Raw genomic sequence first — 20,565 nt, 5'->3', positions numbered from 1 at the left:
TGTCGGTGCGGGTCAGCCCGCGTGCGAGGCGCGGCGCCTGCGCGCCCACAGCCAGGTCCCGGTGCCGGCCGCGACCAGGACCGCCGCCGTCGCGCCCGCCGTCAGGGCGACGGAACCGGTGCTCGCGAGCGGGCCGTCGGGCGTCTTCTCGTCGGCGTCGGCCGCACCGCCACCGCCGGTCGTGCTCGCCCCGGCCGTCGCGCTCGGCGTGGCCCTGGCGTCGTCGCCCTCGGCCGCATTCGCGCCGCCGGCGCCGAACGTCACCGGGACCCGGACCGTCTGGCTCTGGTCGCCGCCCCTGGTGTGGTCGTTGCGGGTGATGACCGCGCAGGTCACGCCGGGCTTGGTGCAGTCGGTGTCGGCGTCCTTGGCGCGCACCTTCAGGCGCACGCCGAACGAGCCGTCGTGGCCGCTGCCTTCGTACGGTTTCGCCAGTCCCTCGCCGTAGGAGGGCGGGTTGGAGGAGATCCAGACGGACGCCCCGGACTCACCGGACATGTCGACTCCGCCCACGCAGGGAGTCGGGGTCTTCCCGGCGCCGTTGTCCAGGCAGAAGGCGACGTAGACGCCCTTCTCGGTGTTGTAGCCGGAGCCGGTCACGGTCACCGTCTCGCCGCCCGCGGACAGTCCGGAGGACTTGGAGACGGTGAGCTTCTGACCCTCGGGGCCCGTCGCCGTACCGCCCGCCGCCGAGGCCGGTCCGGCGGTCGACAGCAGCAGGGCGGCGGTGCCGGCGACTGCGAGGAGTGGTCCAACTCTCTTGCGGTGCAGGCCAGTTGCCCACGCCATGAAATACCCCCACGAGAGGAAACTAAGGGAAGCCTAACCTAAACTATTGCTCGATTGTGTGTCAGGAGAGAGGACAGGAAACCCATGCGCGCACCCCGGAGATCCCTCGCCGCCCTAGGTCTGACCCTCGCGCTGCTCACGGGTGCCTGCGGCGGCGGAGGGGATGGCCCCTCGACGGCGGACGCGTCACCCGTCTCCGCGAGCGAGCGCGCCGCCGCGGCCGGGAGACAGCTCGCGAAGAACACCCTCGTACCCCTCGAAGGGGAGCCGCCCACCCCGGAGTTGCCGGTCACCGTCGACTCCTCCGACGGGCGGAAGACGACCGTCGAGGACGCCTCGCGCATCCTGCCGCTCAACGGCGGTGTCGCCGAGATCGTGTTCACGCTGGGCCTCGGCGACCGGGTCGTCGGCCGGGACATCACCGCCACCTTCGCCGAGGCGAAGAAGCTCCCGCAGGTCACCAAGGCGCACGACGTCAGCGCCGAGAGCGTGCTCTCACTGCGCCCGACGGTCGTACTGGCCGACACCGACACCGGCCCCAAGGAGGCCATCGACCAGATCCGCGAGGCCGGCGTCCCCGTCGTCGTACTCGAGACGGCCACCAGCCTCGCCGACGTCACCACCCGCACCACACGCGTCGCCGAGGCCCTCGGCGTCCCCGACGCGGGCAAGGCCCTCAACCGGCGCATGAGCGACGAACTCGCCGCGGCCCGCGCCGCCGTGCCCCGGGGCAGCAAGCCCAAGGTCGCCTTCCTCTACCTGCGCGGCAGCGCGGCCGTCTATCTCATCGGCGGCAAGGGCTCGGGCGCCGACTCGCTGATCGAGGCCGCGGGGGCGGTGGACGCGGGCAAGGACGCCGGCCTGGACAAGCCGTTCACGCCGATCACCAGTGAGGCCCTGGTGCGGGCCCGGCCGGACGTGATCCTGATGATGACCAAGGGGCTGGAGTCCGTGGGCGGAATCGACGGGCTCGTGAAGATCCCCGGGGTCGGCGAGACCCCGGCGGGGATGGACCGCCGGGTGGTGGACATGGAGGACGGGGTGCTGCTCGGGTACGGGCCGCGGACTCCGTTGGTGATCGACATCCTGGTGGACCGCATCCATCGGGCGTGACGCCGCCCGCGCGGCCGCACAGGCACGTTCACCATGACGGTCGCCGGTGTCAGCCGTCGGCCGGCAGCGTGGTCGTGGTGTGCGCGCCCGCCAGCGCGGCCAGCTCGTCCGCGTCGCGTGGACCGGGTGCGGCGTCGTCCAACAGCCCCTGGGCGCGCAGGAACCGGGCCGCCGCCACCCCCCACGGCAGCCGCAGCCCCGCCTGCCGGAGCAGATCGGTGCGGGCCAGCATCGAGGGCGCGGGGCCGGTGCGGACACCGGAGGGGGTCAGGAGCGCCGCGTCGTCGGCCCAGCGCAGGGCGAGGTCGACGTCGTGGGTGGCCATCACGACCGTGGTGCCGCCCGCGCGCAGCTCGTCGAGGGTGGCGAGCAGCCGTTCCTGGCCGTCGGGGTCGAGTCCGGCCGTCGGCTCGTCGAGGATCAGCACCCGGGGCCGCATCGCGACCGCCCCGGCGATGGCGGTGCGCTTGCGCTGCCCGTACGACAGCAGATGCGTGGGCCGGTCGGCCAGCGCGGCGATGTCCAGCGCGGCGAGCGCCTCGTCGACCCTGGCCCGCACCTCGGCGTCGGGCAGGCCGAGGTTGAGCGGGCCGAAGGAGACGTCCTGTGCGACGGACGCGGCGAAGAGCTGGTCGTCGGGGTCCTGCACCACGAGCTGGACGGTCGTGCGCAGCCGGGTCAGCCCCTTGCGGTCGTACGCGACCGGCGCGCCCTGCACCGTCAACCGCCCCTCGTGCGGCCTGAGCCCGCCGCTGAGCAGCCGCATCAGCGTGGTCTTGCCGCTGCCGTTGCGGCCCAGCAGCGCCAGCGCGCGCCCCTCGGGCACGTCGAAGTCGAGGCCGCTGAGCACGACGGGGCCGTCCTCGTAGGCGTAGGACGCGCCCCGCAGGGCGACCAGTGCGGTGGGCTCGCTCATGGCAGGGCCTTCTCCAGTACGAGGGTGAGGGCGGCCAGCGCTGCGAGCAGGGCGCAACTCGCGGCCGTGAAACGGACGGAGACCCGGGCCTCGGGCACCAGGACACGCAGGGTGCCGTCGTAGCCCCGCCCGGCGAGCCCGGCGTGCAGCCGGGAGGCCCGGTCGAAGGACCGCACGAAGGCGGTGGCGCCGAGCCCGGCGAGCGAACGCCAGGTGGCGGCCCGGGTGGTGTGCCCGAGCCGGGCGGCCTGGGCGTCCCGTACGCGGCGCATCGAGTCGAGCAGCAGGAAGCTCATGCGGTACGTCACCAGGGCGACGTCCACCACGGGTGCGGGCACCCCGGCCTTCACCAGGCGGGGCAGCAGGTCGGACATCGGGGTGGTGAACGCGAACAGCAGCACTCCGAGCGAGGCCGCCGAGGTGCGCAGCAGCAGCTCACCGGCCCGCAGGTGGCCGTCATCGGCCAGGGACACGAAGCCCTGCGGCCCGCCGACCTGTACGAGCAGCGTGGCCGCGCCGGTCACGCAGAAGCCCAGCGGCACGCGATAGGCCCGCCACAGCCGCCGTCCCGGCACGCCCGCCGGACCCAGCAGCACGGTGAGTGCGGTGACCAGGACCAGCGCGGCGCCCGGCCAGGGCGGCAGCGAGATCGCGAGCACGGTCAGGCCGAGCCCGAGCACGGCCTTGTCCACGGGGTGACGGCGGCGCCAGCGACTGCTGTGCGCCGCCGCGTCGATCGGCAGCACCCGTCAGACCCCGTCGGCCTTCGGCTTCTCGGCGTCCCGCTGCCGCTCCAGCGCCCGCTGCTCGCCCTGCCGCCGGCCCCGGTGCAGACCGAAGTAGTAGGCCAGAACCCCGGCACCGAGGGCCGCCTGGAGGGAGAACAGCGCCGACTCGATCTCACCGGACGGCGGCTCGTACAGCGGCGAGAACCAGGGCTCGTAGTCCGGCTCGATCTCGGTGATCGCCGTCTCCGCCTCGCCGTCGGCCCCCGTGAACGGCTCCTCCTTGTGGTCGCCGAGCCCGAGCGCGAGCGGCAGCACGGCGAGCGCGGCCACGACGGCCAGCAGCAGGATGTTGATCTTCGTGTTCTTACTCATCGTCTTCTTGCTCATCGGGCCACCGCCTCGGTCTCGCTCCGGGACTGCTTCTTGGCGAGGAGCACACCCAGCCGGGTCAGTTCGCCCTTGCTGGACTGCACCAGCAGCCGCATCACGAGCACCGTCAGCAGGCCCTCGCTCACCGCGAGCGGGATCTGGGTGACGGCGAAGATGGAGCCGAACTTGCCGAGCGCACCCAGGAATCCGCTGCCCGGGTCGGGGAAGGCGAGCGCGAGCTGGACACTGGTGACGCAGTAGGTGGACAGGTCGGCGACGAACGCTCCGAAGAAGACGGCGACCATCAGCGGCACGTCGTACCGCCGCAGCAGCTTGTAGACCGCGTATCCGGCCCAGGGCCCCACGATCGCCATCGAGAAGACGTTCGCGCCGAGCGTGGTCAGGCCGCCGTGCGCGAGCAGCAGCGCCTGGAAGAGCAGGGTGATGGTGCCCAGGACCGCCATGATCGGCGGCCGGAACAGGATGGCGCCGAGTCCGGTTCCGGTCGGATGCGAGCAACTGCCGGTCACCGAGGGCAGCTTCAGCGCGGACAGGACGAAGGTGAAGGCCCCGGAGGCGCCGAGGAGCAGCGTGCTCTCGGGATGCTCCCTGACCTCACGGGTGAGTGAACGGACTCCGTGGACGACGAACGGCGCCGACGCGACGCCCCAGGCGACCGCGTGCGCCGGAGGCAGGAAACCCTCGGCTATGTGCATGGCTCAGCAGACCCTCTCCAGCACCTCGTGGATGGTTGACGTGCCTTGGCCGGTCTCCTGGCTGACGGGTACCACCGCCCGTGCTCCGCCTTCCCGGGTCCCGAAGGACCCAGTGGCTGCCCGTGAGGGCCGGAGCCGGACTTCCCGATTCACAGTGGCGAGGGCCGCACCGGCATCACACCGGATTTCCCGTTCACCAAGGCGTGGTGACAGTAGTGCCCGCGCAGGGTGACTGACAAGCACGCCCAGGGGGCGCGAAGGGGGCGTTCGCCCGCTTCGTGGCGGGTTCCCCCGTCGGCGCGTAACGTGACGGACCATGAAGATCCTCATCAGCGCCGACATGGAGGGCGCCACCGGCGTGACCTGGCCGGCCGACGTGCTGCCGGGGACGCCGCAGTGGGAGCGGTGCCGGGGGATGTTCACCTCGGACGTCGACGCCGCCGTGCTGGGCTTCTTCGACGGGGGTGCCGACGAGGTCCTCGTCAACGAGGCGCACTGGACGATGCGCAATCTGCTGCTCGAACAACTGGACGAGCGGGTCGAGATGCTCACCGGACGGCACAAGGCGCTCTCCATGGTGGAGGGCGTGCAGCACGGGGACGTGGACGGCATCGCCTTCGTCGGCTACCACGCCGGCGCCGGAATGGACGGCATCCTCGCCCACACCTACCTCGCGAACCAGATCACCGGGGTGTGGCTGAACGACGTACGCGCCAGCGAGGGCCTGCTGAACGCGCACGTCGTCGCCGAGTACGGCGTGCCCGTCGTGCTCGTCACCGGCGACGACGTGGCCTGCGAGGACGCGCTCGGATACGCGCCGGAGGCGCTGAAGGTCGCCGTCAAGGACCACGTCTCGCGCTACGCCGCCGTGTGCCGCACGCCGGCCAGGACCGCCGCGGACATTCGTGCCGCCGCCAAGGAGGCGGCCGCTCTGGCGGTCCGTCAGAAGCCGGTCGACGACGGCCCGTTCACCATGGCCGTCGAGTTCGACGCCGAGCACCTCGCGATGGCCGCCACCGTCGTCCCCGGCGTCGCACGTGTCGGCGAGCGAAAGGTGGCGTACACCAGCGAGCGGATGTACGAGGGAATCCGTACTTTCAAGGCGGTCACCACGATCGTCTCGGCCGCGGTGGAGGAGCAGTATGGCTGACGAGCAGGCACTGGACGAGGTCGTCACGTTCACGTCCGACCTCATCCGCATCGACACGACCAACCGCGGCGGCGGCGACTGCCGGGAGCGCCCCGCCGCCGAGTACGCCGCCGCCCGGCTGGCCGAGGCCGGCCTGGAGCCCACCCTGCTGGAGCGCACCAAGGGCCGTACGAACGTCGTCGCCCGCTTCGAGGGCACCGACCCGTCGGCGGACGCGCTGCTCGTGCACGGCCATCTGGACGTGGTGCCCGCGCAGGCCGACGAGTGGAGCGTGCACCCCTTCTCGGGGGAGATCCGCGACGGCGTGGTGTGGGGGCGCGGCGCGGTCGACATGAAGAACATGGACGCGATGATCCTGGCCGTCGTCCGGGCCTGGGTCCGCGAGGGCGTACGGCCCCGGCGGGACGTCGTGATCGCGTTCACCGCCGACGAGGAGGCCAGCGCCGAGGACGGCTCCGGGTTCCTCGCCGACCGGCACGCGGGGCTGTTCGAGGGCTGTACCGAGGGCATCAGCGAGTCCGGCGCCTTCACCGTCCACGACGGCAGCGGCCGGCAGCTCTATCCGCTCTCGGCCGGCGAGCGCGGCACCGGCTGGATGAAGCTCACGGCACGCGGGCGGGCCGCGCACGGCTCCCGGCCCAACCGGGAGAACGCGGTCACCCGCCTCGCCGCCGCCGTCACCCGGATCGGCGCCCACGAGTGGCCGATCCGTCTGACCCCCACGGTCCGCGCCGCCCTCACCGAACTCGCCGCCCTGTACGGCCTCGACGCCGACCTGGACGACGTGGACGGCCTGCTTCAGAAGCTCGGCCCGGTCGCCAAGCTGGTGGAGGCGACCGTCCGCAACAGCGCCAACCCGACCATGCTGGAGGCCGGTTACAAGGTCAACGTCATCCCGGGTCAGGCCGTGGCCTACGTCGACGGCCGCTATCTGCCGGGCTTCGAGGACGAGTTCCGCGCCACGATGGACCGGCTCACCGGACCCGACGTCGACTGGGAGTTCCACCACCACGAGGTGGCCCTCCAGTCGCCCGTCGACTCACCGACGTACGCCCGTATGCGCGCCGCCGTCGAGGAGTTCGCGCCCGAGGGGCACGTGGTGCCGTACTGCACGCCCGGCGGCACGGACGCCAAGCAGTTCTCCCGCCTCGGCATCACCGGCTACGGCTTCTCGCCGCTGAAGCTGCCGGAGGGCTACGACTACGGGGCCATGTTCCACGGCGTCGACGAGCGGGTGCCCGTCGAGGCACTGCACTTCGGCGTCCGGGTGCTCGACCGCTTTCTGCGCACGGCCTAGGCGAGGTGGGGGAGACAGTGCGGACACTGGCGTACGGTTCCTGGCCCTCGCCCATCGACGCGGCCACCGCGGCGGCGCACGAGGGGCACCCCGAGTACGTGGGCTTCGTCGGCGACGAGGCGTGGTGGACCGAGCCACGGCCCACGGAGGGCGGACGGCGCACGCTGGTGCGACGGCGCGAAGACGGGGCCGAGGAGTCGGTGCTGCCCACGCCGTGGAACGTGCGCAGCCGGGTCGTCGAGTACGGCGGACAGCCCTGGGCCGGCGCGCTGGTCGACGGGCGGCCGCTCGTCGTCTTCGTCGACTTCGCCGATCAGCGGCTGTACCGGTACGAGGAGGGCGGCACACCGCGTCCGATCAGTCCGGTGTCCGAGACGGGCGGTGGACTGCGCTGGGTGGAGCCGCAGGTGCGGCTCGACCTCGGTGAGGTGTGGTGCGTGCTGGAGGAGTTCACGGGGGAGGGGCCCACCGATGTGCGGCGCGTCCTGGCCGCCGTCCCGCTGGACGGATCGGCCGCCGGGGACCGGGCCGCGGTACGCGAACTCACCGACGACCGGCACCACTTCGTCACCGGAGCGCGGATCTCGCCCGACGGGCGGCGCGCGGCCTGGCTCGCCTGGGACCATCCGCGGATGCCGTGGGACGGCACGGAACTGCTGGTCGCCGACGTCGGCGCCGACGGCACGCTCGGCGGCCCGCGGACCGTCGCCGGCGGCCTGCGGGAGGCGATCGCCCAGGTCGACTGGTCGGCCGACGGGAGGCTGCTGTACACCAGTGACCGCAGCGGCTGGTGGAACCTCTACCGCGACGGCGCCCCGCTCTGCCCGCGCGAGGAGGAGTTCGGCGGGCCGCTGTGGAAGCTGGGCCTGCGCTGGTTCGCCCCGCTGGCGAGCGGGCTCGTCGCGGTCGTGCACGGCCGCGGCTCGACGGCCCTCGGGATACTGGACCCCGAGACCGGCGAGATCGTCGACGCCGCCGGCCCCTGGACGGAGTTCGCGCCCACGCTCGCGGTGCACGGCGAGCGGGTGATCGCCGTGGGCGCCAGTCCGCGCAGCGCCTACGAAGTGGTCGAACTGGACACGCGGACCGGCCGGTCCCGGGTGATCGGGGCCGCGCACGACGACGCCGTGGACCCCGCCTACTATCCCGAGCCGCAGATCCGCACCTTCAGCGGCCCCACCGGCGACGAGATCCACGCGCACATCTACCCGCCGCACAACCCCGGCTGCGTGGCCCCCACAGACACCCCGCCGCCGTACGTCGTCTGGGCGCACGGCGGACCCACCGACCGGGCGCCCCTCGTGCTCGACCTGGCCATCGCCTACTTCACCTCACGCGGCATCGGCGTCGCCGAGGTCGACTACGGCGGCTCCAGCGGATACGGCCGCGCCTATCGCGACCGGCTCCGCGAGCAGTGGGGCGTGGTCGACGTCGAGGACTGCGCGGCCGTCGCGCTCGCCCTCGCCGACGAGGGCACCGCCGACCGCCACCGGCTCGCCGTCCGGGGCGGCAGCGCGGGCGGCTGGACCGCGGCCGCGTCGCTCACCACGACCGACGTCTACGCCTGCGGCACCATCCTCTACCCGATCCTCGACCTGGCCGGCTGGGGCACGGGCGAGACCCACGACTTCGAGTCCCGGTACCTGGAGTCGCTCATCGGCCGGCTCGCCGAGGTGCCTGCGCGCTACACGGAACGCTCGCCCGCCGCCCACGCCGACCGCCTCACCGTGCCGTTCCTGCTGCTCCAGGGCCTGGACGACGTGATCTGCCCGCCCGCCCAGTGCGAACGGTTCCTGGCCCGGATGGAGGGACGCCGGGTGCCGCACGCCTACATCGCCTTCGAAGGGGAGGGCCACGGCTTCCGGCGGGCCGAGACGATGATCCGCGTCCTGGAGTCCGAGCTCTCCCTGTACGCCCAGGTCTTCGGGCTGAACCCGCCCGGAATCCCGAAGCTGGAGCTCGCCAAGTGACAGCGCCGATACGGCCGCTCGTCCGTCCGCCCCGACTCGCCCCCGGCGCCCGGGTGGCCGTCGTCGCGCCCAGCGGACCCGTGCCCCAGGAGCGGCTGGAGGCCGGACTGGACGTGCTGCGCGGCTGGGACCTCGATCCGGTGGCGGCGCCCCATGTGCTGGACCGGCACCGGGAGTTCGGCTATCTGGCGGGCGCCGACGCCGACCGGGCCGCCGATCTCCAGAGCGCCTGGTGCGACCCGTCCGTCGACGCCGTGCTGTGCGCCCGGGGCGGCTACGGGGCGCAGCGCATGGTGGACCTCCTGGACTGGGAGGCGATGCGGGCGGCCGGGCCGAAGGTGTTCGTCGGCTTCAGCGACATCACCGTGCTGCACGAGGCGTTCGCCACCCGGCTCGGCCTGGTCACGCTGCACGGCCCGGCGGCGGCCGGAGTCGACTTCGTCAAGAACGTCCGTGCGCAGGAACATCTGAAGGCCACGCTGTTCGAGCCGGAGACGGTCCGGGTGATCCCCGCCGGCGGTACGGCCATGGTTCCGGGGCGGGTCCGGGGCGTCACCCTCGGCGGCTGCCTGAGCATGCTCACCTCCGACCTCGGCACACCGCACGCCCGGGCCGGTGCGCGGGGCGGGCTGCTGCTGATCGAGGACGTCGGCGAGCAGCCCTATCGCATCGACCGGATGCTGACCCAACTCCTCCGCACAGGGTGGCTCGACGGAGTCGCCGGGATCGGGCTCGGGTCCTGGGCGAGCTGCGGTCCGTACGACGTGGTGCGCGCGGTCCTGGTCGACCGGCTGGGTGGTCTTGGCGTGCCCGTCGTGGCGGAGTTCGGCTTCGGGCACTGCGAAGGGGCGTTGACGATGCCCTTCGGCGTGCGGGCCGAACTCGACGCCGACGCACGGGAGTTGGCTCTCGACGAACCCGCGCTGCGCTGAGCGCCGTTTGCTGAATTTCTGTCAAGAAACCGCTCATCCAGGTGATTGACCTCGTCTGACACGTGTCACACCATGGCAGCCGGCCAGTCGTGTGGAGGTCCCCGTGCCCCGTCGCGTGCCCAGATTCCGAGCCCCATTCGCTCTCGTCCTCGGCGCCACGCTCACCGCCCCCCTCGCGCTCACCGCTCCGGCCACCGCCGCGACCGGTCAGTTCACCGTCACCGCCCTGAAGTTCACCGTCCAGGCGGGCGGCCGTACCTGCACCGTGGACGCCGACCTGTACCGGCCCGCGGACGTGGACCGGGACCGTCCCGCGCCCGCCGTCGTCGCCACCAACGGCTTCGGCGGCAGCAAGTCCGACGGCTCCACCAACATCGTCGGCGCGGCCTTCGCCCAGCGCGGATACGTCGCCCTCGTCTACTCCGGGCTCGGCTTCGGCAGGTCCGGCTGTCTGATCTCGCTCGACGACCCCGCCATCGACGGCGTCGCCGCCTCCCGGCTGATCGACTTCCTGGGCGGCCGGCGCGCCGCCGACGACGGCACCAAGGCCGACTTCGTCACCCTCGACGCCCCCGGCGACCCGCGCGTCGGCATGGTGGGCGGCTCCTACGGCGGAGCCGTCCAGCTCGCCACGGCCGCCGTCGACCGGCGCCTCGACGCACTCGTGCCGATGATCACCTGGAACGACCTGGCGTACTCGCTCGACCCGAACAACGCCGTCGGCGGCGGCAACGTCCCCGGCGCCTTCAAATGGCAGTGGGCCAACGGCTTCTACCTCATGGGCGAGGGCCAGCCCCTGCTGGAGCCCAGCCTCGACCCGTCCCGCATCAACTCCATGGACTGTCTGCACTTCGTCACCCGGGCCTGCGACACGATCCGCACCCTCAACTCCGGCCGCTACCCGGCGAAGCAGACGGCCGAGCTGCTCGCCTACGCCCGCAGCGTCTCACCGGTGTCCTACCTGCACCGCGTCAAGGCGCTCACCCTCCTCGTCCAGGGCCAGGCCGACAGCCTCTTCAACCTCAACGAGGCGACCGCCACGTACAAGACGCTCAAGGCGCAGGGCACCCCGACCAAGATGATCTGGCAGTCCTGGGGGCACAGCGGCGGCCGCACCGACCCGGCCTCCGGCGAACTCAACCTCGGCCAGGGCAACCTGGAGACCAGCTACGTCGGCCGCCGCGTCCTCGCCTGGTTCGACCGCTACCTCAGGCAGCGGCACGTCGACACCGGACCCGCCTTCGCCTACTACCGCGACTGGATCACCGACCCGAACCACACCTACGCCACCACCGACCGCCTCCCCGGCCTCAGCCGCACGCTCTACCTCTCCGGCGACGGCAAGCTCGTCGACAACCGCCGCAAGGTCGTGCGCGGCAGCCGCACCTACACCAACCTGCTCGTCTCCACCAGCCACTCGGAAAGCTCGCTCGCCGGACTCATCGGCCTTGAGGACCCGGCGCCGTACGACACCCCGGGCACCCACCTCGGCTGGACCAGCGAGCCGCTCGCGCGCACCACCGACGTCGTCGGCGCACCCCGGGCCACGCTGCGGGTCGTCTCCCCGAATGCCGAGCGCACCCAGCACTCCGGGGACGCCGCCGACAAGCTGGTGCTCTTCGCCAAGCTCTACGACATCGCGCCCGACGGCACCCGGACGCTGGTGCACCGGCTGGTGGCACCGGTGCGGGTCCCCGACGTCACCAAGGGCTTCACCGTGACCCTGCCGGGGATCGTGCACCGGTACGAGAAGGGGCACCGGCTGCGCTTCGTGATCGCGGCCAGTGACGACGCGTACTTCGGAAACCGGGGGATCAAGCCGGTGACCGTGGTCAGCACGCCGCGGGACACCGGGGTGCTCCGGCTGCCGGTGCTCGACTGAACGATCCGGCGGGCCGCTCACCGTGCGTGATCGCGTCCGCGGGAGCATCCTTGGTGGTATGAGCACGAAGGCGTCACGGAAGGGCACGAGGGTCGGCGGGAGGCGCGGTGGCCTGGCCGGGGCGATGACCCCTGCCAGGGTCACCGTGCTGGTGCTCGCCGTCCTCGCCCTGGTCTTCATCTTCGAGAACACCGGCGAGACCGAGATCCGGCTGCTGGTCCCCCTGGTGACGATGCCCCTGTGGCTGGCGCTGCTCGCCATGGGCCTGATCGGCGCGGTGTTCGGCGCGTACTTCATGGGCAGGCGCCGCTAGGGCCCGTCCGGTGGAGCCGGCTGCGGCGGGCCGTAGGCTGGCGGGATGCCGCACCTCGCGTCCCGCTACCTCACCGAAGGCCCCCGTGTGGGCATACGTCACTTCACCTACGAGGACGCCGCCGAGTTCACCGCGGGTGCCCGCGCGAGCAAGGAACTGCACCACCCGTGGCTCTTCCCGCCGGACAGCGCCGCCGCGTACGCCGCCTACGCCGGGCGGCTGATCGAGGACCCGACCAAGGCGGGGTTCCTGGTCTGCGCGAAGGAGGACGGCGGGGGCATCGCCGGGTTCATCAACATCAACAACATCGTCGAGGGCGCGTTCCAGAGCGGCGCCCTCGGATACGGCGCCTTCGCGCACGCGGCCGGGCGCGGACTGATGCGGGAGGGCCTCGACCTGGTGGTCGGCCACGCCTTCGGGCCGATGCGGCTGCACCGGCTGGAGATCAACGTCCAGCCGGCCAACACCGCCTCCATCGCCCTCGCCCGCGCCTGCGGATTCCGCCTGGAGGGGTTCTCGCCGGGCATGCTCTTCATCGACGGGGCCTGGCGCGATCACGAACGGTGGGCGATCACCGCCGAGATGCGGTCGGCTCCGCCGGCTCAGGCCTGACGGTCCACGTACTCGTAGATCGCCCCGTCCGGGTGCATCGCGATCAGATTGCGGCCCGCCGGTGTCGGGAGCGGCCCCGCGACGATGTGCGCCCCCATCTCGCTGAGCACCTTGTGGGCCTCCTCCACGTCCGTGACGGCGATGGTCGCCGCCACCTTGCGCAGCACCTCCAGCTCGGCCTGGGGGCCGCTCATCAGCAGGAAGCAGCCGACCGCGGCCACCTGCACGCCACCGCGTTCGAAGCGGAGAGCTGTGCCGCCCGCAAGGCGTTCGTAGAAGGGGACCGCGGCCTCCAGATCATCGACGCACACGCGCAGCGTGGCTCCCAGAATGTCCATGTGGAGAGCCTAGTTGGGCACGGCCGGGAACGGAGATCGTTTCACGTGATCCCCTCACTCCCTGTTATGCGTGCGCCCGCGTTATGCGTACGCCCGCACGGGTACCCGGCCGCCATGGACCGCTTGGATCATCTTGAGCATCTGGACAGGGAACTGGTCGACGAGCTGGCACAGGTGGCCCGCGAGACCGTACGCGACGAGCTGCGCGAGCAGACGCGCAGGCAGCGCCGCCGGGCCACGCTCTACGCGGCGTCAGGCGCCGTCGCCCTCTACGCGGGCGCTGCCCTCGCGCTGGCGCTGGGGCTCGGCCTCGCCGCCGGGCTGCCGGACTGGGCCGCCGCGCTGATCACCGCGGTGATCCTCGGCGCACTGGCGTACGTGCTGCGTGGCGCGGCACGGCCGGCGCCGGAGCACCGCGCCGGGACCGCCGCCGCGCCCGGACACCCCGTCGGCGGCACGGCGCCGGCAGCCCCGCCGAGCGGGCTCGGCATGCCGTATCCGCCGGTGCCGCCCACGCCACCGGCGACGGATGCCGCGGAGCAGACGGCGCCGCGTCCGGACCGCATCGACCCCGAGCAGCCGCACCACCGGGCGTGACGCGTCATGCGCACGTCGTGGGAGAGGGCCCTGCCGGGGCACGGCAGGGCCGTCGTGGTGACCGGGGCCAGCGGCGGCGTGGGCCGGGCCGCGGCCCTCGCCTTCGCCGCCCGGGGCGACCGGGTCGCCCTGCTCGCCCGGGGGCGCGAGGGCCTCGCCGCGGCGGCGGACGAGGTGCAGCGGGCCGGCGGTGAGGCACTCGCCGTCACTGTGGACATGGCCGACGCCAAGGCCGTCGACGACGCGGCTCAGCAGGTCGCCGACGCCTTCGGGCGCATCGACGTCTGGGTCAACAACGCCTTCACCGGGATCTACGCGCCGTTCACCGAGATCAGCCCGGACGAGTTCCGGCGGGTGACCGAAGTGACGTACCTGGGCTATGTGTTCGGCACCCGGGCCGCGCTGCGCCACATGCTGCCGCGGGACCGGGGCACGGTTGTGCAGGTCGGATCGGCGCTCGCCTACCGGGGGATTCCGCTGCAGTCGGCGTACTGCGGGGCCAAGCACGCCATTCAGGGGTTCAACGAGTCCCTGCGGTGCGAGCTGCTCCACCAGGGGAGCCGGGTGCGGACGACGATGGTGCAGCTTCCGGCCGTCAACACCCCGCAGTTCGACTGGGTGCTGAACCGGCTGCCGGGGCGCGCCCGGCCGGTGCCGCCGGTGTTCCAGCCGGAGGTGGCCGCACGGGCGATCGTGCACGCGGCCGGGCACGGGCGGCGGCGGGAGTACTGGGTCGGCGGCGCCACCGTGGCGACGCTGCTCGCCAACGCGGTCGCGCCCGGGCTGCTGGACCGCTATCTGGCGCGGACCGGGTTCGAGGCCCAGCAGGACGGGGGCGAGGCCGGGCCGGCCGGGCCGGGCAATCTGTGGACGCCGGCGGACGGGCCGCACGGGCGGGACTTCGGGGCGCATGGGCGGTTCGACGAGGAGGCGGTGGCCGGCGGCCCGCAGGAGTGGGTGTCGCGCAACCGCACCCGGGTCGGGGCCGGTGTCCTGGCCGGAGGGCTGGGCGCCGTCATGACCGCCGGGCTGCGCCGACGGGGCCGGGCGCCGCGGAGCTGATTCCGCCGACGCAGCCCACGCCCCAGCGGGTCACGCCACCCGGTACTGCTCCACTTCCTCCGCCCGCAGCGTCAGCCCGTGTCCGAGGCCCTGGGTCGGGGCGATGGTGCCGCCTGTCGGGTCCAGGGCTCCCGCGAAGAACATGTCCTCGATCCGGACGTGGTCGTGGAACCACTCGATGTAGCGGGTCATGCCACCCGGTACTGCTCCACTTCCTCCGCCCGTAGCGTCAGCCCGTGTCCGAGGCCCTGGGTCGGGGCGATGGTGCCGCCTGTCGGGTCCAGGGCTCCCGCGAAGAACATGTCCTCGATCCGGACGTGGTCGTGGAACCACTCGATGTGCCGGAGGTTGGGAAGCGCGGCGGACGCGGCGGCGTGGGCGTGCGGGGCGCAGTGGGCCGAGACGTCCAGGTTGTGCGCCTGGGCGAGGGCGGCGGCGCGCAGGAACTCCGTGAGGCCGCCGCAGCGGGTGGCGTCGATCTGGAGGCAGTCGACCGCGCCCGCGGCGATCATGCGGGCGAAGTACGGGAGGTCGTAGCCGTACTCACCGGCCGCGACATCGCAGGGCAGGGTGTCACGCACCAGACGCAGCCCCGTCAGGTCGTCCGACGACACCGGCTCCTCGAACCAGCCGACGCCGTACTCGGTGAGCGCGTGGCCCACCCGGACCGCCTGCTTGCGGGTGTAGGCGCCGTTGGCGTCCACGTACAACTCGGCCTCGGGGCCGATCACTTCCCGCGCCGCCCGCACCCGGGCCACGTCGCGCTCGACCGCGCGGCCCCACTCCTCGCCGATCTTGATCTTCACGCGCGGGATGTGCTGACCGTGCACCCAGCCGTTCAACTGCGCGGCCAGATGGGTGTCGTGGTACGTGGTGAAGCCACCGCTGCCGTACACGGGCACGCGCTCGCGGCAGGCGCCCAGCAGCCGGGCCAGCGGCAGCTCCAGGATCCGGGCCTTGAGATCCCACAGGGCGATGTCCAGCGCCGAGATCGCGCACGCGGCGACCCCCGGCCGGCCGGCGTTGCGGATCGCGCGGCACATCGCTTCGTGCGCGGCCGGGATGTCCAGGGCGCCACGGCCCTCGACCAGCGGAGCGAGACGGTCACGCAGGAAGTCGCCGACCGCCGCCGGGCCGTACGTCCAGCCCGTGCCGGTCGCGTCGCCCGCCGTCACCTCGGCGATCACCACGGTCGTGGAGTTCCAGGCGAGGGTGCCGTCCGCCTCGGGGGCGTCGGTGGGCACCGTGTAGACGGACACCACGGGCAGGTGGAGTTTCATGATGAGGGCCGGGAACTCGTCGCTCGCCAAGGCATACACGCCGACCGGGTACCCGCAGACCCGGCACGAAACCGGGCCGGCCGGGCCGGCATGCCGGAAGGACGAGGCCGCCCGGGCGCACGTTTGGCGGCCCTGACCTGGGGGACGCGGAAGGCTCCCGAGGTACGCGACAGCGCCGGAGGCCCACCGTGAGTCGACCCCGCATCGTGATCGTCGGAGCCGGATTCGCCGGGTACCGGGCGGCCCGAACCCTGTCCCGGCTCACCCGGCGCAAGGCCGAGATCACCCTGCTGAACCCGACCGACTACTTCCTGTATCTGCCCCTGCTGCCCCAGGTCGCCGCAGGCATCCTGGAACCGCGCCGGGTGACCGTCTCGCTCTCCGGCACCCTGCCGGACGTACGGCTGGTGCTGGGCGAGGCCGGAACCATCGACGTCGACGGGCACACCGTGCACTACACCGGCCCCGAGGGCGGCCCCGGGACCCTGTCCTTCGACCGGCTGATCCTGGCCGCGGGCAGCGTCAACAGACTGCTGCCCATCCCCGGCGTCGCCGAGCACGCGCACGGCTTCCGCGGGCTGCCCGAGGCGCTGTATCTGCGTGACCAGGTCACCCGGCAGATGGAGCTGGCCGCCGCGGCCGACGACCCCGGGAGCTGCGCGGCGCGCTGCACGTTCGTCGTGGTCGGCGCCGGCTACACCGGAACCGAGGTCGCCGCGCAGGGCAAGCTCTTCACCGACTCCCAGGTGCGCAGGCACCCCTTGCGGGCCGGGATGCGGCCGCGCTGGCTGCTGCTCGACATCGCCGGGCGCGTTCTGCCCGAGCTGGACGAGAGGCTGTCGCGCACGGCCGACCGGGTGCTGCGCGAGCGCGGCGTCGAGGTGCGGATGGGGACCTCCGTGAAGGAGGCCACGCGCCGCGGGGTGCTGCTGACCGACGGCGAGTTCGTCGAGACCCGCACGCTGGTGTGGTGCGTCGGCGTACGGCCCGATCCGCTCGCCGAGTCCCTCGGACTGCCGATGGAGCGGGGCCGGCTGCTCGTCGACCCCTACCTCCGGGTGCCGGGCCGGCCCGAACTGTTCGCCGCCGGCGACGCGGCCGCCGTGCCCGACCTGGACAAGCCCGGCGCGTACACGCCGATGACCGCCCAGCACGCCTGGCGGCAGGGCAGGACCGTGGCCCACAACGTCGCCGCGTCCCTGGGCCTGGGCGAGCGCCGCGTCCACCGCCACCGCGACATGGGCTTCGTCGTCGACCTCGGCGGCGCCAAGGCGGCCGCCAACCCCCTCGGCGTCCATCTGTCCGGCGTGGCGGCGGGCGCGGTCGCCCGGGGCTACCACCTCGCCGCGATGCCCGGCAACCGCGTCCGCGTCGCCGCCGACTGGCTCCTGGACGCCGCACTGCCCCGCCAGGCCGTGCAGTTGGGCCTCGTACGGTCGTGGTCGGTGCCGCTGGACACGGATTCGCCGGAGCTGGCCCGGGTGCCGGGCGGGCCCGAGCGGAACCGGCCCGGCGGGGAACCCGCCCAGGGCCCCGAAGCCCTCGACCCCGTCCAGGACCCCGACGCCGCCACCCACGCCGAACCCCCCGGCCCCGTGAAGCAGCCGGACCTCCCGGCGGGTCACGAGCCGCAGCGGCCCCCGTCCCCCGGTTCCCCGGAAGGAGACACATGAACACCGCCGAACTGACCGAGCTCGCCCAGCAGCTGCGCGTGGACAGCGTGCGGGCCTCCGCCGCCGCGGGGTCGGGGCATCCGACGTCGTCGATGTCCGCCGCGGATCTGATGGCCGTACTCCTCGCCCGGCATCTGCGCTACGACTTCGAGCGGCCCGCCCATCCGGGCAACGATCGGTTCGTCCTGTCCAAGGGGCATGCCACGCCCCTGCTGTACTCCGCCTACAAGGCCGTCGGCGCCATCGACGACGGCGAGCTGCTCACCTTCCGCAAGGTCGGCAGCCGGCTCGAAGGGCACCCCACCCCGCGCCGGGTGCCATGGGTGGAGACCGCGTCCGGCTCGCTCGGGCAGGGGCTGCCGATCGGCGTCGGCATCGCGCTGGCCGGGAAGCGGCTGGAGCGGACCGGGTACCGCGTGTGGGTGCTGTGCGGGGACAGCGAGCTCGCCGAGGGCTCCGTGTGGGAGGCCGCCGAGCACGCGGCGTACGAGCACCTGGACAATCTCACCGCCATCGTGGACGTCAACCGGCTGGGCCAGCGCGGCCCGACCCGGCACGGCCACGACCTAGACGCCTACGCCCGCCGCTTCCAGGCCTTCGGCTGGCACACCGTCGAGGTCGACGGCCATGACGTCGACGCCGTCGACCGGGCGTACGGGGAGGCCGAGTCCACCACCGGACAGCCCACCGTCGTCCTCGCCCGCACCCTCAAGGGCAAGGGCGTCGAAAGCGTCCAGGACCGCGAGGGACTGCACGGCAAGCCGCTGCCCGACGCCGACGAGGCCATCGCCGAACTCGGCGGACCGCGCGATGTGCGCGTGCGGGTGCACGAGCCGCCGGCGACGCGCATGCTGCACGCCGTGCGCGCCGGACAGTTCGAGCTCCCGCGGTGGGAGAAGGGAGGGGACGACGTCGCCACCCGCGACGCCTACGGCAAGGCGCTCGCCGCCCTCGGCACCGGGCGCGGCGACGTCGTCGCCCTCGACGGCGAGGTCAGCGACTCCACACGCGCGGAGTTCTTCGCCAAGGAACACCCCGAGCGGTTCTTCGAGTGCTACATCGCCGAGCAGCAGATGGTGGCCGCGGCCGTGGGGCTGGCGACCCGCGGCTGGGTGCCGTACGCCTCCACCTTCGCCGCCTTCCTCACCCGCGCCCACGACTTCGTGCGCATGGCGTCCGTCAGCGGCGTCGGCGTCAACCTCGTCGGCTCGCACGCCGGCGTCGCCATCGGTCAGGACGGGCCCAGCCAGATGGGCCTGGAGGACCTGGCGATGATGCGGGCCGTGCACGGCTCGACCGTGCTGTACCCGTGCGACGCCAACCAGACCGCGCGGCTCGTCGCCGCCATGGCGGGACTGGACGGCATCCGCTATCTGCGCACCTCGCGCGGCGCCGGCCCGGTGATCTACGGCCCCGACGAGGAGTTCCCGGTCGGCGGCTGCAAGGTGCTGCGCGCCGGCGACCGCGACCGGCTGACCGTCGTAGCGGCCGGTGTCACCGTGCACGAGGCGCTCGCCGCCGCCGACGCCCTGGACCGCGAGGGCATCCAGGTCAGGGTCATCGACCTGTACTCCGTCAAGCCCGTCGACCGGGAGACGCTGCGCCGGGCCGCCGAGGACACCGGCTGCCTGCTCACCGTGGAGGACCACCACGAGGAGGGCGGCATCGGCGACGCCGTGATCGACGCCTTCCTCGACGGCCGTCCGACGCCGCGCCTGGTGCGGCTCGCCGTGCGCATGATGCCGGGCTCGGCCTCCCCGGACGAGCAGCTGCACGCCGCGGGCATCGACGCCATGTCCATCGCCGCCGCCGGGAGGCTGCTGGTGGAGGAGGCGGTCGTACGGTGACGGGCGAGGGCGCCACGAAGAAGGTGCGGGCGGGCCGCCGTACGGTCGACGTCAAGCGCGTCGGCAAGGTGCTCTTTCCCGGCCACGGGGGCGCGAAGGAGTACACCAAGGGCGATCTCGTCGACTACTACCGGTCCGTCGCCGCGTTCATGCTGCCGCACCTGCGGGGCCGGCCGCTGATGCTGGAGCGGCACCCCGACGGGCTCGACGGGCAGAAGTTCATGCAGAAGAACACCCCGGAGTACTACCCGGACTGGATCACCCGCGTGGAACTGCCCAAGGAGGACGGCACCGTCTGCCACACGGTGTGCGACGACACCGCCACCCTCGTCTACCTCGCCGACCAGGCCTGTCTCACCCTGCACCGCTTCCTCTCCCGTATCGACGGCACCGGCGGCATCGACCGTCCCGACCGGATGGTCTTCGACCTCGATCCGGCCGGGGACGACTTCGAGCAGGTCCGCGAGGCGGCCGGGCTCCTCGGCGAACTGCTCGACGAGCTGGAGCTGCCCTCCGGGCTGATGACCACCGGCTCGCGCGGGCTGCATGTCGTCGTCCCGCTGAACGGGCGGGAGGAGTTCGACGGCGTACGCGACGCCGCGCGTGACATCGCCGACGCCCTCGCCGCCGCCCACCCGGACCGGCTCACCACCGCCGCCCGCAAGAAGGACCGCGGTGATCGTCTCTACCTCGACGTGCAGCGCAACGCCTACGCCCAGACGGCGGTCGTGCCCTACACCGTCCGGGCCCGCCCCGGCGCCCCGGTGGCCACGCCCCTCGCCTGGTCCGAGCTGGACGACCCGGACCTGGACGCTCGTCGCTGGAGCATCGCCGACGCCGTGCAGCAGGCGCGAACCGATCCCTGGTCCGGGGTGCCGCGCCGCGGCCGCGCCCTGGGCCCGGCGCGGCGCAGGCTCGACGCACTGCGGGACTGAAGAAAACCGCGGAACGGGTTTGACGGGCGACGACCAGGCCACTCGG

Annotated in this window: 20 protein-coding genes, 1 pseudogene and 1 riboswitch; of the genes and pseudogenes, 13 read left to right on the top strand and 8 right to left on the bottom strand. The window is 73.0% G+C overall.

What is annotated here, in order from left to right; genetic code table 11:
• Positions 1-12 precede the first annotated feature (12 nt).
• Positions 13-789, bottom strand: a complete 777-nt coding sequence (locus IM697_RS30205; RefSeq protein ID WP_194039259.1) for a hypothetical protein — start codon at positions 787-789, stop codon at positions 13-15.
• Positions 790-873: 84 nt separating this feature from the next.
• Between IM697_RS30205 and IM697_RS30200 the strand changes: the two genes are divergently transcribed.
• The gene (locus tag IM697_RS30200; protein WP_194039258.1) at positions 874-1,902 is read left to right on the top strand and encodes a heme/hemin ABC transporter substrate-binding protein; all 1,029 of its coding nucleotides are present in this window, start codon (positions 874-876) and stop codon (positions 1,900-1,902) included.
• A gap of 49 nt (positions 1,903-1,951) precedes the next feature.
• Here the strand turns inward: IM697_RS30200 and IM697_RS30195 are convergent, their stop codons facing one another.
• From IM697_RS30195 to IM697_RS30180, 4 genes are read right to left on the bottom strand one after another with little or no spacing between them, the layout of a single operon-like run.
• Positions 1,952-2,818: an ATP-binding cassette domain-containing protein gene (locus IM697_RS30195; RefSeq protein WP_194039257.1), complete on the bottom strand. Its 867-nt coding sequence runs from the start codon at positions 2,816-2,818 to the stop codon at positions 1,952-1,954.
• A complete protein-coding gene (cbiQ, locus tag IM697_RS30190) occupies positions 2,815-3,564 on the bottom strand; it encodes a cobalt ECF transporter T component CbiQ (RefSeq protein ID WP_194039256.1) in 750 nt (249 codons plus the stop codon). Before cbiQ ends, IM697_RS30195 begins: the two co-directional genes overlap by 4 nt.
• Positions 3,565-3,567: 3 nt before the next feature.
• Complete coding sequence (locus IM697_RS30185) at positions 3,568-3,918, bottom strand: energy-coupling factor ABC transporter substrate-binding protein (RefSeq protein WP_194039255.1); 351 nt, start codon at positions 3,916-3,918, stop codon at positions 3,568-3,570.
• An 11-nt stretch (positions 3,919-3,929) separates the two neighbouring features.
• Positions 3,930-4,631: an energy-coupling factor ABC transporter permease gene (locus IM697_RS30180; RefSeq protein ID WP_194039254.1), complete on the bottom strand. Its 702-nt coding sequence runs from the start codon at positions 4,629-4,631 to the stop codon at positions 3,930-3,932.
• A gap of 30 nt (positions 4,632-4,661) precedes the next feature.
• Positions 4,662-4,847: riboswitch (cobalamin riboswitch) on the bottom strand.
• A 100-nt stretch (positions 4,848-4,947) separates the two neighbouring features.
• Here IM697_RS30180 and IM697_RS30175 point away from each other — a divergent pair.
• The 7 genes from IM697_RS30175 to IM697_RS30145 all read left to right on the top strand — a co-directional run bounded on the left by IM697_RS30175 (position 4,948) and on the right by IM697_RS30145 (position 12,787).
• Positions 4,948-5,781, top strand: a complete 834-nt coding sequence (locus tag IM697_RS30175; protein WP_194039253.1) for a M55 family metallopeptidase — start codon at positions 4,948-4,950, stop codon at positions 5,779-5,781.
• The gene (locus IM697_RS30170) at positions 5,774-7,078 is read left to right on the top strand and encodes a M20/M25/M40 family metallo-hydrolase (RefSeq protein WP_194039252.1); all 1,305 of its coding nucleotides are present in this window, start codon (positions 5,774-5,776) and stop codon (positions 7,076-7,078) included. Before IM697_RS30175 ends, IM697_RS30170 begins: the two co-directional genes overlap by 8 nt.
• 5 nt (positions 7,079-7,083) lie before the next feature.
• A complete protein-coding gene (locus IM697_RS30165) occupies positions 7,084-9,048 on the top strand; it encodes a S9 family peptidase (RefSeq protein ID WP_194039251.1) in 1,965 nt (654 codons plus the stop codon).
• Between the two features lie 8 nt (positions 9,049-9,056).
• Complete coding sequence (locus IM697_RS30160; RefSeq protein WP_194049942.1) at positions 9,057-9,980, top strand: S66 peptidase family protein; 924 nt, start codon at positions 9,057-9,059, stop codon at positions 9,978-9,980.
• Positions 9,981-10,083: 103 nt separating this feature from the next.
• On the top strand, positions 10,084-11,862 hold the full coding sequence (locus tag IM697_RS30155; protein WP_194039250.1) for a CocE/NonD family hydrolase: 1,779 nt from the start codon (positions 10,084-10,086) through the stop codon (positions 11,860-11,862).
• A 58-nt stretch (positions 11,863-11,920) separates the two neighbouring features.
• Positions 11,921-12,175, top strand: a complete 255-nt coding sequence (locus IM697_RS30150; protein WP_194039249.1) for a LapA family protein — start codon at positions 11,921-11,923, stop codon at positions 12,173-12,175.
• A 45-nt stretch (positions 12,176-12,220) separates the two neighbouring features.
• Entirely contained in the window at positions 12,221-12,787 is a 567-nt protein-coding gene (locus IM697_RS30145) for a GNAT family N-acetyltransferase (protein ID WP_194039248.1), read from the top strand.
• Here IM697_RS30145 and IM697_RS30140 read toward each other — a convergent pair.
• A complete protein-coding gene (locus tag IM697_RS30140; protein ID WP_194039247.1) occupies positions 12,778-13,125 on the bottom strand; it encodes a VOC family protein in 348 nt (115 codons plus the stop codon). The two genes, IM697_RS30145 and IM697_RS30140, sit on opposite strands and share 10 nt — an antisense overlap.
• Before the next feature lie 114 nt (positions 13,126-13,239).
• On the opposite strand from IM697_RS30140, the gene IM697_RS30135 reads away from it, so the two are divergent.
• Complete coding sequence (locus IM697_RS30135; protein ID WP_194039246.1) at positions 13,240-13,722, top strand: phage holin family protein; 483 nt, start codon at positions 13,240-13,242, stop codon at positions 13,720-13,722.
• A 6-nt stretch (positions 13,723-13,728) separates the two neighbouring features.
• Positions 13,729-14,784: an SDR family oxidoreductase gene (locus IM697_RS30130; RefSeq protein ID WP_194039245.1), complete on the top strand. Its 1,056-nt coding sequence runs from the start codon at positions 13,729-13,731 to the stop codon at positions 14,782-14,784.
• Between the two features lie 30 nt (positions 14,785-14,814).
• Here IM697_RS30130 and IM697_RS30125 read toward each other — a convergent pair.
• Positions 14,815-14,970 (bottom strand): annotated as a pseudogene (locus IM697_RS30125) (enolase C-terminal domain-like protein); the annotation flags it as partial.
• Positions 14,971-14,972: 2 nt separating this feature from the next.
• Positions 14,973-16,064, bottom strand: a complete 1,092-nt coding sequence (locus tag IM697_RS30120; RefSeq protein WP_194049941.1) for an enolase C-terminal domain-like protein — start codon at positions 16,062-16,064, stop codon at positions 14,973-14,975.
• Between the two features lie 188 nt (positions 16,065-16,252).
• On the opposite strand from IM697_RS30120, the gene IM697_RS30115 reads away from it, so the two are divergent.
• The 3 genes from IM697_RS30115 to ligD are packed head-to-tail and all read left to right on the top strand — an operon-like array spanning position 16,253 to position 20,519.
• Positions 16,253-17,737 carry an FAD-dependent oxidoreductase gene (locus tag IM697_RS30115; protein ID WP_194039244.1) on the top strand — a complete coding sequence of 495 codons (1,485 nt, stop codon included), beginning with the start codon at positions 16,253-16,255 and terminating at the stop codon, positions 17,735-17,737.
• Positions 17,734-19,584 carry a transketolase gene (locus IM697_RS30110; RefSeq protein WP_194039243.1) on the top strand — a complete coding sequence of 617 codons (1,851 nt, stop codon included), beginning with the start codon at positions 17,734-17,736 and terminating at the stop codon, positions 19,582-19,584. The genes IM697_RS30115 and IM697_RS30110 overlap by 4 nt, the downstream gene beginning before the upstream one ends.
• Positions 19,581-20,519, top strand: a complete 939-nt coding sequence (gene ligD / locus IM697_RS30105) for a non-homologous end-joining DNA ligase (RefSeq protein WP_194039242.1) — start codon at positions 19,581-19,583, stop codon at positions 20,517-20,519. The genes IM697_RS30110 and ligD overlap by 4 nt, the downstream gene beginning before the upstream one ends.
• Positions 20,520-20,565: the final 46 nt, after the last annotated feature.

It is taken from the genome of Streptomyces ferrugineus (assembly GCF_015160855.1).
Taxonomy (GTDB): domain Bacteria; phylum Actinomycetota; class Actinomycetes; order Streptomycetales; family Streptomycetaceae; genus Streptomyces; species Streptomyces ferrugineus.
This window is presented reverse-complemented; position numbering and strand designations above follow the sequence as displayed.